This window comes from Citrobacter sp. Cpo148, from assembly GCF_030332375.1.
Lineage (GTDB): Bacteria > Pseudomonadota > Gammaproteobacteria > Enterobacterales > Enterobacteriaceae > Citrobacter > Citrobacter portucalensis.
This window is the reverse complement of the sequence record NZ_JAOWHY010000043.1, coordinates 653,136-667,701: the sequence shown is the minus strand read 5'-3', so window position 1 is coordinate 667,701 and position 14,566 is coordinate 653,136. Positions and strand designations below refer to the sequence as shown.

General features: G+C 53.0%; 9 protein-coding genes, 2 tRNA genes and 1 other RNA gene. 6 read left to right on the top strand and 6 right to left on the bottom strand.

All coding sequences use genetic code 11. The annotated features are described in order from the left end of the window. The first annotated feature begins 98 nt into the window (after window positions 1–98). The gene (locus tag OGY10_RS13105) at window positions 99–1,484 is read left to right on the top strand and encodes a YchO/YchP family invasin (protein ID WP_060683719.1); all 1,386 of its coding nucleotides are present in this window, start codon (window positions 99–101) and stop codon (window positions 1,482–1,484) included. Window positions 1,485–1,505: 21 nt separating this feature from the next. Here OGY10_RS13105 and narL read toward each other — a convergent pair whose 3' ends face one another. Both narL and narX read right to left on the bottom strand, forming a co-directional pair. Further along, window positions 1,506–2,156: a two-component system response regulator NarL gene (narL, locus tag OGY10_RS13100; protein ID WP_003833392.1), complete on the bottom strand. Its 651-nt coding sequence runs from the start codon at window positions 2,154–2,156 to the stop codon at window positions 1,506–1,508. Then, window positions 2,149–3,945, bottom strand: coding sequence for a nitrate/nitrite two-component system sensor histidine kinase NarX (gene narX, locus OGY10_RS13095; RefSeq protein WP_060682118.1), 1,797 nt, complete (start codon window positions 3,943–3,945; stop codon window positions 2,149–2,151). The genes narL and narX overlap by 8 nt, the downstream gene beginning before the upstream one ends. 340 nt (window positions 3,946–4,285) lie before the next feature. Between narX and OGY10_RS13090 the strand changes: the two genes are divergently transcribed. The 5 genes from OGY10_RS13090 (at window position 4,286) to narI (ending at window position 12,735) form a co-directional block, all read left to right on the top strand. Further along, window positions 4,286–5,677 (top strand): NarK family nitrate/nitrite MFS transporter, encoded by a 1,392-nt coding sequence (locus tag OGY10_RS13090; RefSeq protein WP_003833390.1) that lies wholly within the window; start codon window positions 4,286–4,288, stop codon window positions 5,675–5,677. Window positions 5,678–6,072: 395 nt separating this feature from the next. Next, complete coding sequence (locus OGY10_RS13085) at window positions 6,073–9,816, top strand: nitrate reductase subunit alpha (RefSeq protein ID WP_286576870.1); 3,744 nt, start codon at window positions 6,073–6,075, stop codon at window positions 9,814–9,816. Next, complete coding sequence (gene narH, locus OGY10_RS13080) at window positions 9,813–11,351, top strand: nitrate reductase subunit beta (protein ID WP_286576868.1); 1,539 nt, start codon at window positions 9,813–9,815, stop codon at window positions 11,349–11,351. Before OGY10_RS13085 ends, narH begins: the two co-directional genes overlap by 4 nt. After that, complete coding sequence (gene narJ / locus OGY10_RS13075) at window positions 11,348–12,058, top strand: nitrate reductase molybdenum cofactor assembly chaperone (protein WP_008784959.1); 711 nt, start codon at window positions 11,348–11,350, stop codon at window positions 12,056–12,058. Before narH ends, narJ begins: the two co-directional genes overlap by 4 nt. Next, window positions 12,058–12,735, top strand: a complete 678-nt coding sequence (gene narI / locus OGY10_RS13070) for a respiratory nitrate reductase subunit gamma (RefSeq protein WP_003833386.1) — start codon at window positions 12,058–12,060, stop codon at window positions 12,733–12,735. Before narJ ends, narI begins: the two co-directional genes overlap by 1 nt. 447 nt (window positions 12,736–13,182) lie before the next feature. Here narI and OGY10_RS13065 read toward each other — a convergent pair. From OGY10_RS13065 to purU, 4 genes are all read right to left on the bottom strand, one after another. Beyond that, window positions 13,183–13,313: non-coding RNA, RtT sRNA (locus OGY10_RS13065), on the bottom strand. Window positions 13,314–13,357: 44 nt separating this feature from the next. After that, window positions 13,358–13,442, bottom strand: a tRNA-Tyr gene (locus OGY10_RS13060). Between the two features lie 36 nt (window positions 13,443–13,478). After that, window positions 13,479–13,563 (bottom strand) — tRNA-Tyr (locus tag OGY10_RS13055). A gap of 156 nt (window positions 13,564–13,719) precedes the next feature. Further along, a complete protein-coding gene (gene purU, locus OGY10_RS13050; RefSeq protein ID WP_003020737.1) occupies window positions 13,720–14,562 on the bottom strand; it encodes a formyltetrahydrofolate deformylase in 843 nt (280 codons plus the stop codon). Between the last annotated feature and the right edge of the window lie 4 nt (window positions 14,563–14,566).

The following is a 14,566-nucleotide window of genomic DNA, read 5'->3' as shown; positions in this document are numbered from 1 at the left end:
ATTCCTGAAAATTTGAGAAAAAGCTGCAAAGGGGACGTCGGACAGGTAGGATTTACGCTGTGGTCCCCAAATTCAATGATATAAAAGCCAGTAACGATTTGAGTCGTTTTGTTTGCTGCAGATTTTCTCTTCTCCTACTCTTGCCGCTGGCAGGCGGTATTGCCAGCGCGCAGCCATCTTTTGTGCACCAGGCTGAAAACCCTTTCGATAACAATAGTGATGGCTTGCCCGATCTCGGTATGGCGCCGGAGTCGCGGGCAGGCGAAAAGCACTTTGCCGAAATGGTCAAAGCGTTTGGTGAAGCCAGCATGACCGATAACGGGCTTGATACGGGTGAACAGGCGAGGCAGTTCGCGTTTGGTCAGGTGCGTGACACGGTCAGCGAACAGGTTAATCAGCAACTGGAATCCTGGCTCTCTCCCTGGGGAAACGCCAGCGTTGGATTGCAGGTGGATAACGAAGGCAGCTTTACCGGAAGTCGGGGAAGTTGGTTTATCCCATGGCAGGACAATCAACGATATTTAACCTGGAGCCAGTTGGGGCTGACGCAACAAGACGAAGGTTTAGTCAGCAATGCGGGGATTGGGCAGCGCTGGGTACGCGACGGCTGGTTTCTGGGTTACAACACCTTTTATGACAACCTGTTGGATGAAAATCTGCCCCGGGGAGGCCTTGGCGCCGAGGCGTGGGGCGAATACTTGCGCTTATCCGCTAACTATTACCAACCGTTGTCCTCCTGGCAGGAGCGTTCCACAACCCAGGAACAACGGATGGCCCGCGGCTACGACCTGACTGCGCAAATGCGCATGCCGTTCTATCAACACCTCAATACCAGCGTCAGCGTGGAACAGTATTTTGGCGACCGGGTGGATTTGTTTCATTCCGGAACCGGGTACCACAATCCTGTGGCGGTGAATCTGGGATTGAGCTATACGCCGGTGCCGTTGATTACCGTGACGGCACAACATAAGCAGGGCGAAAGCGGAGTCAGCCAGAATAACCTCGGCTTAACGCTGAATTACCGCTTTGGCGTACCGCTAAAAAAACAGCTGATGGTCAGCGAGGTGGCAAACAGCCGATCGCTGCGCGGCAGTCGTTATGACGATCCGCAGCGTAACAATCTGCCGACGCTGGAATATCGCCAGCGTAAAACATTGTCGGTATTTTTGGCCACGCCGCCCTGGGATCTCAAGTCTGGTGAGACGGTGGCGCTGAAGCTGCAGGTGCGTAGTTTGCATGGGATCCGCCATTTGACCTGGCAGGGTGATACCCAGGCGTTGAGTTTAACGGCGGGTAGCGATAACCGAAGCGCGCAAGGCTGGACGATTATTATGCCGAAGTGGGACAGCAGCGAAGGCGCGGCAAACCGCTGGCGGTTGTCTGTGGTGGTAGAAGATGAGCAGGGTCAGCGTGTCTCTTCCAATGAGATCACGCTATCACTGACCGAACCGTTTATTACCGTTTCGGAAAATGATCCTCGTTAGCAATGAAGCATCAACGCGTTATCAGAAAATGCGTTCCTGATGTACCCATACCGCGGCTTCGACGCGTGATTTGAGCTTCATTTTCTTCAACATATGCTTCACATGGACTTTTACCGTACTTTCAGTGATGTCCAGACGACGGGCGATCATCTTGTTCGGCAGCCCCTGGGCAATGAGCTTGAGAATGTCGCGCTCACGCGGTGTCAGTTGGGTGACATCACGGTCCGACGTTGCACGATTAGCACGCAGGCTGGCGGCGAGAACCGGCGTTAAGGCTTCACTCAGCACCATTTCACCGGCCGCTGACTGTTGTAAGGCTTTGAGTAAATCTTCAGGCTCCATATCTTTCAGCAGATAACCGTCAGCGCCGCGTTTCAGTGCGGTAACTACGTCTTCTTCATGATTGGATACGCTAAACACAACGATACGGCCCGACAGTGACTTTTCACGCAGCTTATCGAGAGTTTCCAGACCGTTCATGCCGGGCATGTTGAGATCAAGCAGGATCAGATCGGGATCAAGGGATTCAGCCAGCTCGATACCCTGCTCACCATTGCTGGCTTCGCCGACAACGGTAATATCGGGCGCCATGCTGACAAGCTGTTTTACACCGGTTCGCAGCATCGGATGATCGTCGATCAACAGGATGGTTGCCGGTTCCAGATTACTCATGGGTATCTCCTTGGACTTCTGTGAAGTTTGTTTCGGGAATAAAAGTGACAGCAACTTCAGTACCGCCCGTCTCGCGACGGCGTACGCGGCAATCGCCGCGCAAGCTCTGCGCACGATCGCGCATTATAATCATGCCGTAGTGGTTACTGCGTTCGGCGTTTTCCGGTACGCCGCAGCCGTTATCTTGCACTGTTAGTTTGACCTGCTTGCCATTTTGCACCACCGTCACGACCACTTCATTGGCCTGAGAGTGTTTAAGTGCATTACTCAGGGCTTCGCGCGCAATTTGTAGCAGGTGAATCGCCTGATGCGAAGGGACCAGGCGTGGCGGTAGCTGATAATCCAGCTTAACCGTAAATCCAAAACGGGCGCTGTACTCCTGACAGCTGGCTTCCAGCGCCGGCCGTAATCCAGGTTCCGTGAGCTGTAAACGGAAGGTGGTTAACAGCTCACGCAGTTGTGCCCATGAAGCATTCAGCTCGTTACGAATCTGGCTGAGCAACTCGCGACAGTTATCTGAAAGCGCATCGCCCTGCATCTGCAAACAGCTAACCTGCATCTTCATACAAGAGAGCGATTGTGCAATAGAATCATGAAGTTCGCGTGCAATGGTGGCACGCTCTTCCATCACGATCAACTGCTGCTGACGCTCCTGATGTCTGTCGAGCGCGAGCGTTGCGGTCAGTTGCTCAACCAGGGTATCAACCAGCTGTTGCTGATCGTGGCTGAGATGGCGTCCGTTCGGCAAGGTAGCGAGCAGAATACCATACTGGGTATGCGCATCGGTCAGCCGCCATTTCAATGTGATCCCGCCGTCAATCGCGGGCAGCGTTCCGCGAGGACACAGATGGCAACCTTTTTCATCACAGCTGGCATTGGACTGACAGGTAAATTCCTGATGATTGTCTTCATCTTCCAGGTCGTAAACCCGGAGTTCAATATCATGTAGCAAGGTCAAATTTTGCAGACCGTTCAGCACCGGAGAGAGGCGTTCGCACAACGGCACCTGAGAGTGCAGGCGGCGGTTGGCTTGCCACAGAAAAGAAAGGATCTGATTTTTGTGCTCCAGTCCCGCCGTTTTTTCCTGCACCCGCTGTTCCAGCACGGCATAACTTTCGGCCAGTTCTTCCGACATATTATTCAGTGCCGAGCCCAGAGCGGCCATCTCATTACGCCCGCTGATACGCGCGCGTTGGGTAAAATCACGTTGGCTGACGGCTCGCGCCATCGCCAGCAGCTGCTTCCACGGCTCTAACAGGCGCACGCGCAGCCAGATAATGGTGAAAACCAGCAGCAATGCCATAAATATGGCCATCAGGCGATGCAGCAGGACGACGCGTTCAATGCGTAATTCGGTGGTATGGTCAAAAGCGGTAACCAGCTTATCCAGACCGCCTACAAAGCGCGTCACATCCTGCGCTACCGCATCAGGCGTTTGCGCATGCGCAAGCCCCGGCGCCAGTTCAGTGTGCCAGTAATCCTGTAGTGCTTTTAACTGCGCCTGTTGTCCGTCTCGCTTTGCGGCACGCGTCAACTCCGGGCTAAATGCCGTTTTCTCCATTTCATCCAGAAGCGGTTGATCGCTAGTGTCCAGCGGTACGGCTGCCAGCAGGCGATAACTCTGCATGCGCAGCGATCCCGCTTTGTTGATTGCATGGGCGCTACCCTGAACGCCCTGAACCAGCCAGCCGGAGACAGCCATACCCGCCACGCCGATGGCTGTGGACAATAAAACAATCAGCGCCACCTGGTTGACCAGCGTAAGCGGGGAGAGACAACGTTTAAACATGGTGACTTGTTCCTTCGGGTTTTCGTCGAACAGAAAACCTTATTGAATGACGATTCTGCTGCAGGCAGTGGCGTTATTCTCGGCGATACACTGGAGTATACCCATACCTCAAACGGGCTACCTCTTAATTGCCAGTGGAGGGAGAGATCCTGGGCGAGGGGGAGTAGGGGGCGACAGAAGCGTGAAAAACCACATCTTTTTTACCGAAGTTATGTACTCATTTAGGGTAATGATAAATTTTAGGCATGAATAATGACACCTTTTCCTTTGATTTATATCAACTTACCCCCAGCTGTAAACCCTAATGTTGCAGGCATCGAAACAAGTATCAGAGGTGTCTATGAGTCACTCATCTGCCCCGGAAAGGGCATCTGGAGCTGTAATTACCGAATGGCGGCCGGAAGATCCCGCCTTCTGGCAGCAGCGTGGTCAACGAATCGCCAGCCGTAACCTGTGGATTTCCGTCCCTTGCTTGCTGCTGGCGTTTTGCGTGTGGATGTTATTTAGCGCCGTGGCGGTGAACTTACCGAAAGTCGGATTTGATTTCACCACTGAACAGCTGTTCATGCTGACGGCATTACCTTCGGTGTCCGGCGCGCTGCTGCGTGTACCGTACTCCTTTATGGTTCCCCTGTTTGGTGGACGTCGCTGGACAGCGTTTAGCACCGGTATCCTGATCATTCCTTGCGTATGGTTAGGTTTTGCGGTGCAGGATACCTCCACGCCGTTTAGTACCTTTATTATTATCTCTCTGTTGTGCGGTTTCGCCGGTGCGAACTTTGCGTCCAGCATGGCAAACATCAGTTTCTTCTTTCCAAAACAGAAACAGGGTGGTGCGCTGGGTCTGAACGGTGGCCTGGGCAACATGGGCGTCAGCGTGATGCAGTTGGTTGCGCCGCTGGTGGTTTCACTGTCAATCTTTGCCGCATTTGGTAGCCACGGGGTTGAACAACCTGATGGTACGCAGCTGTATCTGGCAAACGCCGCATGGATTTGGGTACCGTTCCTTGCGGTGTTAACGCTGGCTGCATGGTTTGGTATGAATGAACTGGCAACCTCAAAAGCGTCGCTGAAAGAGCAATTGCCGGTGCTGAAACGTGGGCATCTGTGGATTATGAGCCTGCTGTATCTGGCAACCTTCGGTTCATTCATCGGTTTCTCTGCCGGTTTTGCCATGTTGTCAAAAACGCAGTTTCCTGAGGTACAGATCCTGCATTACGCCTTCTTTGGACCGTTGATTGGCGCGCTGGCTCGTTCAGCGGGTGGCGCAATCTCTGACCGTCTGGGCGGAACCCGTGTAACGCTGGTGAACTTTGTGCTGATGGCTATTTTCAGTGCCTTACTGTTCCTGACGTTGCCATCAAACGGCGTTGGCGGCAACTTTATCGCCTTCTTCGCGGTGTTCCTGGCATTGTTCCTGACGGCTGGTCTGGGGAGTGGTTCAACCTTCCAGATGATCTCCGTTATCTTCCGCAAGCTGACGATGGACAGAGTGAAAGCTGAAGGTGGTTCAGAAGAGAAAGCAATGCGCGAAGCAGCAACCGACACCGCGGCAGCGTTGGGCTTTATCTCAGCCATTGGTGCGATTGGCGGCTTCTTTATCCCGAAAGCATTTGGTACGTCTCTGGCGTTAACTGGTTCGCCGGTCGATGCGATGAAAGTCTTTCTGATCTTCTATGTCGCTTGTGTGGTCATCACCTGGGCGGTATACGGACGTCATTCTAAAAAGTAAAAAAGTAGTAGCAGTTGATTATCCATTGCGCGGTGTTAGACCGCGCTTTTTTTTGCTCTAAATTAGTTACAACATACTTATATGTGAGCTCATGACGAAAGTCTGCGAAAACGGTGCTGGTAATATGCCTGGCAGGGGGGATACCCCTTAATACCCACTTATAAAGAATTTAACATATGTATGATAAGTGAATTATTTAAAATCCTTTAAATTCAGAATATTACGTTAAAAAACAATATCCCACTTTGGGGGTATGTAAAAACCAACCTTCATTTTTCATCCCTGTATGCCTTGATCGTTATCAATTCTCACGCCCTTTCAGAGCGTTACCTTCGCTCTCAATCAAGCAATGTCGATTTATCAGAGAGCCGTCAGGCTCCTACAGGAGAAAACCGATGAGTAAATTCCTGGACCGGTTTCGCTACTTCAAGCAGAAGGGCGAAACCTTTGCCGATGGGCATGGCCAGCTTCTCAATACCAACAGGGACTGGGAGGACGGATACCGCCAGCGTTGGCAGCATGACAAAATCGTGCGTTCAACCCACGGGGTAAACTGCACGGGCTCATGCAGCTGGAAAATCTATGTGAAAAATGGTCTGGTGACCTGGGAGACCCAGCAAACTGACTACCCACGCACGCGTCCAGATATGCCTAACCACGAGCCTCGCGGCTGCCCACGTGGTGCAAGCTATTCCTGGTATCTCTACAGCGCTAACCGTCTGAAATACCCGCTGATGCGCAAACGTCTGATGAAGATGTGGCGTGAAGCAAAAAGACTGCACAGCGATCCGGTAGACGCATGGGCATCCATCATCGAAGACGCCGACAAAGCAAAAAGCTTCAAACAAGCGCGTGGTCGTGGTGGATTTGTTCGTTCTTCCTGGCAGGAAGTGAATGAACTGATTGCTGCATCTAACGTTTACACCATCAAAACCTATGGCCCTGACCGCGTTGCAGGCTTCTCTCCGATTCCGGCGATGTCGATGGTTTCTTATGCTTCCGGCGCACGCTATATGTCGCTGATTGGTGGTACCTGCCTGAGCTTCTACGACTGGTACTGTGACCTGCCGCCGGCTTCCCCGCAAACCTGGGGCGAGCAAACCGACGTACCGGAATCTGCCGACTGGTATAACTCCAGCTATATTCTTGCATGGGGCTCTAACGTACCGCAGACCCGTACTCCGGATGCGCACTTCTTTACTGAAGTTCGCTATAAAGGCACCAAAACGGTAGCGATTACTCCGGACTACGCAGAAATCGCCAAACTTTGCGACCTGTGGCTGGCACCGAAGCAGGGAACCGATGCGGCGATGGCAATGGCGATGGGCCATGTCATGCTGCGCGAGTTCCACCTCGATAACCCGAGCCAGTACTTCACCGACTACGTTCGTCGTTATACTGACATGCCAATGCTGGTGATGCTCGAAGAGCGTGACGGTTACTATGCTGCTGGTCGTATGCTGCGTGCGGCGGATCTGGTCGACTCTCTGGGCCAGGAAAATAACCCAGAATGGAAAACTGTCGCTATCAACAGCAACGGCGAAATGGTTGCGCCAAACGGTTCAATTGGTTTCCGTTGGGGCGAAAAGGGCAAATGGAACCTTGAGCAACGCGACGGTACGTCCGGTGATGAAACCGAACTGCAACTCAGCCTGCTGGGTAGCCAGGACGATATCGCTGAAGTGGGCTTCCCGTACTTTGGCGGCGAAGGTACCGAGCACTTCAGTAAAGTAGAGCTGGAAAATATTCTGCTGCACAAACTGCCGGTTAAACGCCTGCAGTTGGCCGATGGCTCTACCGCGCTGGTGACCACCGTTTACGACCTGACCATGGCTAACTATGGCCTGGAACGTGGTCTGAACGACGAAAACTGCGCGACCAGCTACGATGACGTGAAAGCGTACACGCCGGCATGGGCAGAAAAAATTACAGGCGTATCACGCTCTCAGATCGTGCGCATTGCCCGTGAATTTGCGGATAACGCCGATAAAACGCACGGTCGTTCGATGATCATCGTCGGTGCGGGCCTGAACCACTGGTACCACCTCGATATGAACTATCGTGGCCTGATCAATATGCTGGTGTTCTGCGGTTGTATCGGTCAGAGCGGCGGCGGTTGGGCCCACTACGTCGGCCAGGAAAAACTGCGTCCGCAAACCGGCTGGCAGCCGCTGGCGTTTGCTCTTGACTGGCAGCGTCCGCCTCGTCATATGAACAGCACTTCCTACTTCTATAACCACTCCAGCCAATGGCGCTATGAGACGGTTACTGCGCAGGAGCTGCTGTCCCCGATGGCAGACAAATCCCGCTACAGCGGTCATTTGATTGATTTTAACGTTCGCGCTGAACGTATGGGCTGGTTGCCATCTGCGCCGCAGTTAGGGACTAACCCACTGCGTATCGCCGAAGAAGCGCAGAAAGCAGGTATGACGCCAGTGGATTACACCGTTAAATCCCTGAAAGAAGGTTCTATTCGCTTTGCTGCAGAGCAGCCGGAAAACGGTAAAAACCATCCGCGCAACCTGTTTATCTGGCGTTCTAACCTGCTCGGTTCTTCCGGTAAAGGCCACGAGTACATGCTCAAGTATCTGCTGGGTACTGAACATGGTATTCAGGGCAAAGATCTCGGCCAGCAGAGCGGCGTGAAGCCTGAAGAAGTGGAATGGCAGGATAACGGCCTGGACGGCAAACTGGATCTGGTTGTCACACTGGACTTCCGCCTGTCGAGCACCTGCCTGTATTCCGACATCGTGCTGCCGACCGCAACCTGGTATGAAAAAGACGATATGAATACCTCGGACATGCATCCGTTTATTCATCCTCTGTCTGCGGCCGTTGACCCGGCCTGGGAATCGAAGAGCGACTGGGAAATCTACAAAGCCATCGCCAAGAAATTCTCTGAAGTTTGCGTGGGCCATCTCGGTAAAGAAACCGACGTCGTTACGCTGCCAATTCAGCACGACTCTGCCGCAGAACTGGCACAACCGCTGGACGTGAAGGACTGGAAAAAAGGTGAATGTGACCTGATTCCTGGTGTTACCGCACCGCACATCATGACCGTTGAGCGTGATTATCCGGCAACCTACGAGCGTTTCACCTCCATCGGCCCGCTGATGGAAAAAATCGGTAACGGCGGTAAAGGGATTGCCTGGAATACCCAGAGCGAAATGGATCTGCTGCGTAAGCTCAATTACACCAAGGCTGAAGGTCCGGCAAAAGGCCAGCCTTGGCTTAATACCGCAATTGATGCAGCCGAGATGATCCTGACGCTGGCGCCGGAAACTAACGGTCAGGTAGCCGTTAAAGCCTGGGCTGCGCTGAGTGAATTTACCGGTCGTGACCATACGCATCTGGCGCTGAATAAAGAAGACGAAAAAATTCGCTTCCGCGATATTCAGGCGCAGCCGCGCAAAATTATCTCCAGCCCGACCTGGTCAGGACTGGAAGATGAACACGTGTCTTATAACGCCGGCTATACCAACGTTCACGAGCTGATCCCATGGCGTACGCTGTCTGGTCGCCAGCAGTTGTATCAGGATCATCAGTGGATGCGTGACTTTGGTGAAAGCCTGCTGGTTTACCGTCCGCCAATCGACACCCGTTCGGTGAAAGCGGTGATCGGCGAGAAATCTAATGGTAACCCGGAAAAAGCGCTCAACTTCCTGACGCCGCACCAGAAATGGGGTATCCACTCCACTTACAGCGACAACTTGCTGATGCTGACGCTGTCACGCGGTGGCCCGATTGTGTGGATGAGCGAAGTCGATGCGAAGGATCTGGGAATCGAAGATAACGACTGGGTCGAAGTCTTCAACAGCAACGGTGCGCTGACGGCACGTGCAGTTGTCAGCCAGCGTGTACCGGCCGGGATGACCATGATGTACCACGCGCAGGAACGTATCGTTAACCTGCCGGGTTCAGAAATCACCCAGCAGCGCGGTGGGATCCACAACTCGGTGACCCGTATTACACCGAAACCGACCCATATGATCGGCGGCTATGCGCAGCTGGCCTACGGCTTTAACTACTACGGCACCGTCGGTTCAAACCGTGATGAGTTCGTAGTTGTACGTAAGATGAAGAACATTAACTGGTTGGATGGCGAAGGCAATGACCAGGTACAGGAGAGCGTAAAATGAAAATTCGTTCACAAGTCGGCATGGTGCTGAATCTCGATAAGTGCATCGGCTGCCACACCTGTTCAGTGACCTGTAAAAACGTCTGGACCAGCCGTGAAGGTATGGAGTACGCCTGGTTCAACAACGTCGAAAGTAAGCCTGGCGTTGGCTTCCCGAACGACTGGGAAAACCAGGAAAAATGGAAGGGCGGTTGGATCCGTAAAATCAACGGCAAACTGCAGCCGCGCATGGGTAACAAAGCGCTGCTGTTGGGTAAAATATTTGCTAACCCGCATCTGCCGGGCATGGATGATTACTACGAGCCGTTTGATTTTGACTACCAGACGTTGCATAACGCCCCGGCAGACAGCAAAGCGCAGCCGATTGCTCGTCCGCGCTCGCTGATCACCGGTCAGCGAATGGATAAAATCACCAGCGGTCCGAACTGGGAAGAAATTCTGGGCGGCGAGTTCGAAAAACGCGCCAAAGACCAGAACTTCGAAAACATGCAGAAGGCGATGTACGGTCAGTTCGAAAACACCTTCATGATGTACCTGCCGCGTCTGTGTGAGCACTGCCTTAATCCGGCGTGTGTGGCGACCTGTCCGAGCGGCGCTATCTACAAGCGTGAAGAAGATGGCATCGTGCTGATCGACCAGGACAAGTGCCGCGGCTGGCGTATGTGTATCACCGGCTGCCCGTACAAGAAGATCTACTTCAACTGGAAGAGCGGGAAATCTGAGAAGTGCATTTTCTGCTACCCGCGTATTGAAGCTGGTCAGCCGACCGTTTGCTCCGAAACCTGTGTAGGTCGTATCCGTTACCTCGGCGTACTGCTGTATGACGCAGATGCGATCGAAAGTGCAGCAAGCACCGAGCACGAGAAAGATCTGTACCAGCGTCAGTTGGACGTGTTCCTCGATCCGAACGATCCGGTTGTTATTGAACAGGCGCTGAAAGATGGTATTCCGCTGAGCGTCATTGATGCCGCACAGCAGTCTCCGGTTTACAAAATGGCGATGGACTGGAAGCTGGCGCTGCCGCTGCATCCGGAATACCGCACACTGCCGATGGTCTGGTACGTGCCGCCATTGTCACCGATTCAGTCAGCTGCTGATGCGGGCGAGCTGGGTAGCAACGGTATTCTGCCGGATGTTGACAGCCTGCGTATTCCGGTTCAGTACCTGGCGAACCTGCTGACTGCAGGTGACACCCAGCCGGTACTGTTGGCGCTGAAACGTATGCTGGCGATGCGTCACTACAAACGTGCGGAAACTGTTGACGGCAAAGTTGATACCCGTGCGCTGGAAGAGGTGGGCTTAAGCGAAGCACAGGCACAGGAAATGTATCGTTACCTGGCAATCGCGAACTACGAAGATCGTTTCGTGGTACCGAGCAGCCATCGTGAACTGGCGCGTGACGCGTTCCCGGAGAAAAGCGGTTGTGGCTTTACCTTCGGCGACGGTTGCCACGGTTCTGATACTAAATTCAATCTGTTCAACAGCCGCCGCATCGACGCTGTCGATGTGACCAGCAAAACGGAGCCGCACCAATGATTGAACTCGTCATTGTTTCGCGTCTGCTCGAGTACCCGGATGCTGCCTTGTGGCAGCATCAGCAGGAACTTTTCGATGCACTCGCGTCATCTGAGAACCTGGATAAAGAGGATGCCCAGACTCTGGGCGTTTTCCTGCGCGATCTAACCGCGCAGGACATGCTGGATGTGCAGGCCGCCTACAGCGAACTGTTTGACCGTGGCCGCGCGACATCGCTGCTGCTGTTTGAACATGTTCACGGTGAATCCCGCGATCGCGGTCAGGCTATGGTTGACCTGATGGCACAGTATGAGCAGCACGGTTTACAGCTCGACAGCCGCGAACTTCCCGATCATCTGCCGCTGTATCTGGAATACCTTGCGCAACTGCCGAAAAGCGAAGCGCTAGGTGGCTTACAGGATATTGCGCCGATTCTGGCGCTGCTCAGCGCTCGTTTGCAACAGCGTGAAAGCCGTTATGCGGTGCTGTTCGATTTGCTGTTAAAACTGGCGAATACCGTTATCGACAGCGATAAAGTGGCTGAAAAAATTGCGGATGAAGCCCGTGACGATACTCCACAAGCGCTGGATGCGGTCTGGGAAGAAGAGCAGGTGAAATTCTTCGCCGATCAGGGGTGTGGCGAGTCGGAAATCTCCGCTCACCAGCGTCGTTTTGCCGGGGCCGTTGCGCCGCAGTATCTGAATATCACCACCGGAGGACAGCAATAATGCACTTCCTGAATACGTTCTTCTTTGACATCTATCCGTACATCGCGGGTTCTGTCTTTCTGATCGGCAGCTGGCTGCGTTATGACTATGGGCAATATACATGGCGTGCAGCTTCCAGTCAGATGCTGGATCGCAAAGGGATGAACCTGGCGTCAAACCTGTTTCACATCGGGATCCTGGGTATCTTTGCTGGGCACTTCCTTGGCATGTTGACGCCGCACTGGATGTATGAAGCCTGGCTACCGCTTGAAGTGAAACAAAAGATGGCAATGTTTGCGGGCGGTGCCAGTGGCCTGATGTGTCTGATTGGTGGTGTACTGCTGCTGAAACGTCGTCTGTTCAGCCCGCGCGTGCGGGCCACCACCACCGGGGCGGATATTCTGATCCTCTCACTGCTGGTGATCCAGTGTGCGCTGGGCCTGCTGACCATTCCGTTTTCCGCCCAGCATATGGACGGTAGCGAGATGATGAAGCTGGTGAACTGGGCGCAGACAGTGGTGACCTTCCAGGGCGGAGCGTCTCAATATCTCGATGGTGTTGCGTTCATTTTCCGTATGCACCTGGTGCTGGGTATGACGCTATTCCTGTTGTTCCCATTCTCTCGTCTGGTACACATCTGGAGCGTCCCGGTCGAATATCTGACACGCAAATACCAGATTGTTCGCGCGCGTCACTAATCGTATATTTGAGAATGACAAAACCCTGCTTCGGCGGGGTTTTTTTATGCCTGTTTGCCGGATGGCGGCGCAAGCGCCTTATCCGGCCTACGAAGGTATCAGCGAGCGCTGTAGGCCTGATAAGTGCAGCGCATCAGACAAATAGCGGGCACGTATCGAGTTCGTAGGCCAGATAAGTGCAGCGCATCAGACGAATAGCGGGCACGTATCGAGTTCGTAGGCCTGATAAGCGCAGCGCATCAGGCAAATTGCGGGCACGTGACGAGTTCGTAGGCCTGATAAGCGCAGCAGACAAATTGCGGGCACATGTCGAGTTTGTAGGCCTGATAAGCGCAGCGCAGCAGACAAATTACGGGCACATGTCGAGTTAGTAGGCCTGATAAGCATAGCGCATCAGGCAAATAAAAGGCATTGCTGAGGAATTGAGTGTGTTGCTTTATGAAGTGATGGTGGTGGGGGAAGGATTACTCAGCGCTACGCGCTTCGCCCTTCGGGTCGTTGCCTGTGGCAACGCTTTCTCGCTACGCTCGAATCGAACCTTAGTCGAAACTTCTCATCCTTCCCGCATGGGCGGAATATGGGGCATTAGAGATTGATTTACTGTTGGTGCTTTATGAAGTGATGGTGGTGGGGGAAGGATTCGAACCTTCGAAGTCGATGACGGCAGATTTACAGTCTGCTCCCTTTGGCCGCTCGGGAACCCCACCAGGGGTATACTAATTTTATGAATCTACAGGAATGAATGGTGGTGGGGGAAGGATTCGAACCTTCGAAGTCGATGACGGCAGATTTACAGTCTGCTCCCTTTGGCCGCTCGGGAACCCCACCACGGGGTAATGCTAATTACTGGCCTGCTTCCGTTGGAAGCGGGGCGCATCATATCAAATGATGCGCCCCTGTAAAGCATTCCGTTGATAAAAAAGAACTGGTTGCCTGATTTTTACACGTAAAGATGTAAAGGTAACCAATTAACTTATCAATCGATTACAGAATAATCGTTCGGTTACCGTAAACAAAGACGCGTTGAGCCAGAACCTGATACAGCGCACGGCTTAATACATTTTTTTCAACGTCGCGACCCGCGCGCATCATATCTTCGGCAGTGTAGGTGTGATCAACATGGATCACGTCCTGCATAATGATTGGGCCTTCATCGAGGTTATCATTCACGTAGTGGGCCGTCGCGCCGATGATCTTCACGCCACGCTCATAAGCCTGATGGTATGGACGAGCACCAATGAATGCTGGCAGGAATGAATGGTGAATATTGATAATTTTATTCGGAAAGCGTGAAACAAATGTCGGGGTCAGAACGCGCATGTATTTAGCCAGCACGACATAGTCCGGCTGGTGGGCGTCGATAGCATCAGCCATTTTCTGATCATGTTCGTCACGTGTTAAACCTTCATGGCTCACCAGCTCAAACGGAATATCAAACCGTTCAACCAGAGGACGCAAGGTCTCGTGATTGCCGATCACAGCGGCGATTTCAACATCCAGCCCGCCATAATTGGCCTTCATTAATAAATCGCCCAGGCAATGCGCTTCCTTGGTGACCAAAATGACGATACGGCGGCGGCCTGCTGGGGTTAATTCACGAATCGAGCCTTCAGGTAAGGCGCTGTCCAGATCGGCAAGCAGCGTGACGTCGTTAAAAATGCCCTCCAGTTCGGTGCGCATAAAAAAGCGTCCGGTACGGTGGTCCACAAACTCATTGTTCTGCACGATGTTCAGTTCATGCTTGTAACAGATATTTGTAATGCGCGCGATCAGACCTTTTTGGTCCGGGCAAATAGTACGCAGCACTTTTCGTTGTAATGAATGCATTTGC

Coding starts and splice junctions, on each gene's coding strand:
- narL (WP_003833392.1), bottom strand. CDS start 2,156: ATGAGTAATCTGGAACCGGCAACCATCCTGTTGATCGACGATCATCCG.
- narX (WP_060682118.1), bottom strand. CDS start 3,945: ATGTTTAAACGTTGTCTCTCCCCGCTTACGCTGGTCAACCAGGTGGCG.
- OGY10_RS13090 (WP_003833390.1), top strand. CDS start 4,286: ATGAGTCACTCATCTGCCCCGGAAAGGGCATCTGGAGCTGTAATTACC.
- OGY10_RS13085 (WP_286576870.1), top strand. CDS start 6,073: ATGAGTAAATTCCTGGACCGGTTTCGCTACTTCAAGCAGAAGGGCGAA.
- narH (WP_286576868.1), top strand. CDS start 9,813: ATGAAAATTCGTTCACAAGTCGGCATGGTGCTGAATCTCGATAAGTGC.
- narJ (WP_008784959.1), top strand. CDS start 11,348: ATGATTGAACTCGTCATTGTTTCGCGTCTGCTCGAGTACCCGGATGCT.
- narI (WP_003833386.1), top strand. CDS start 12,058: ATGCACTTCCTGAATACGTTCTTCTTTGACATCTATCCGTACATCGCG.
- purU (WP_003020737.1), bottom strand. CDS start 14,562: ATGCATTCATTACAACGAAAAGTGCTGCGTACTATTTGCCCGGACCAA.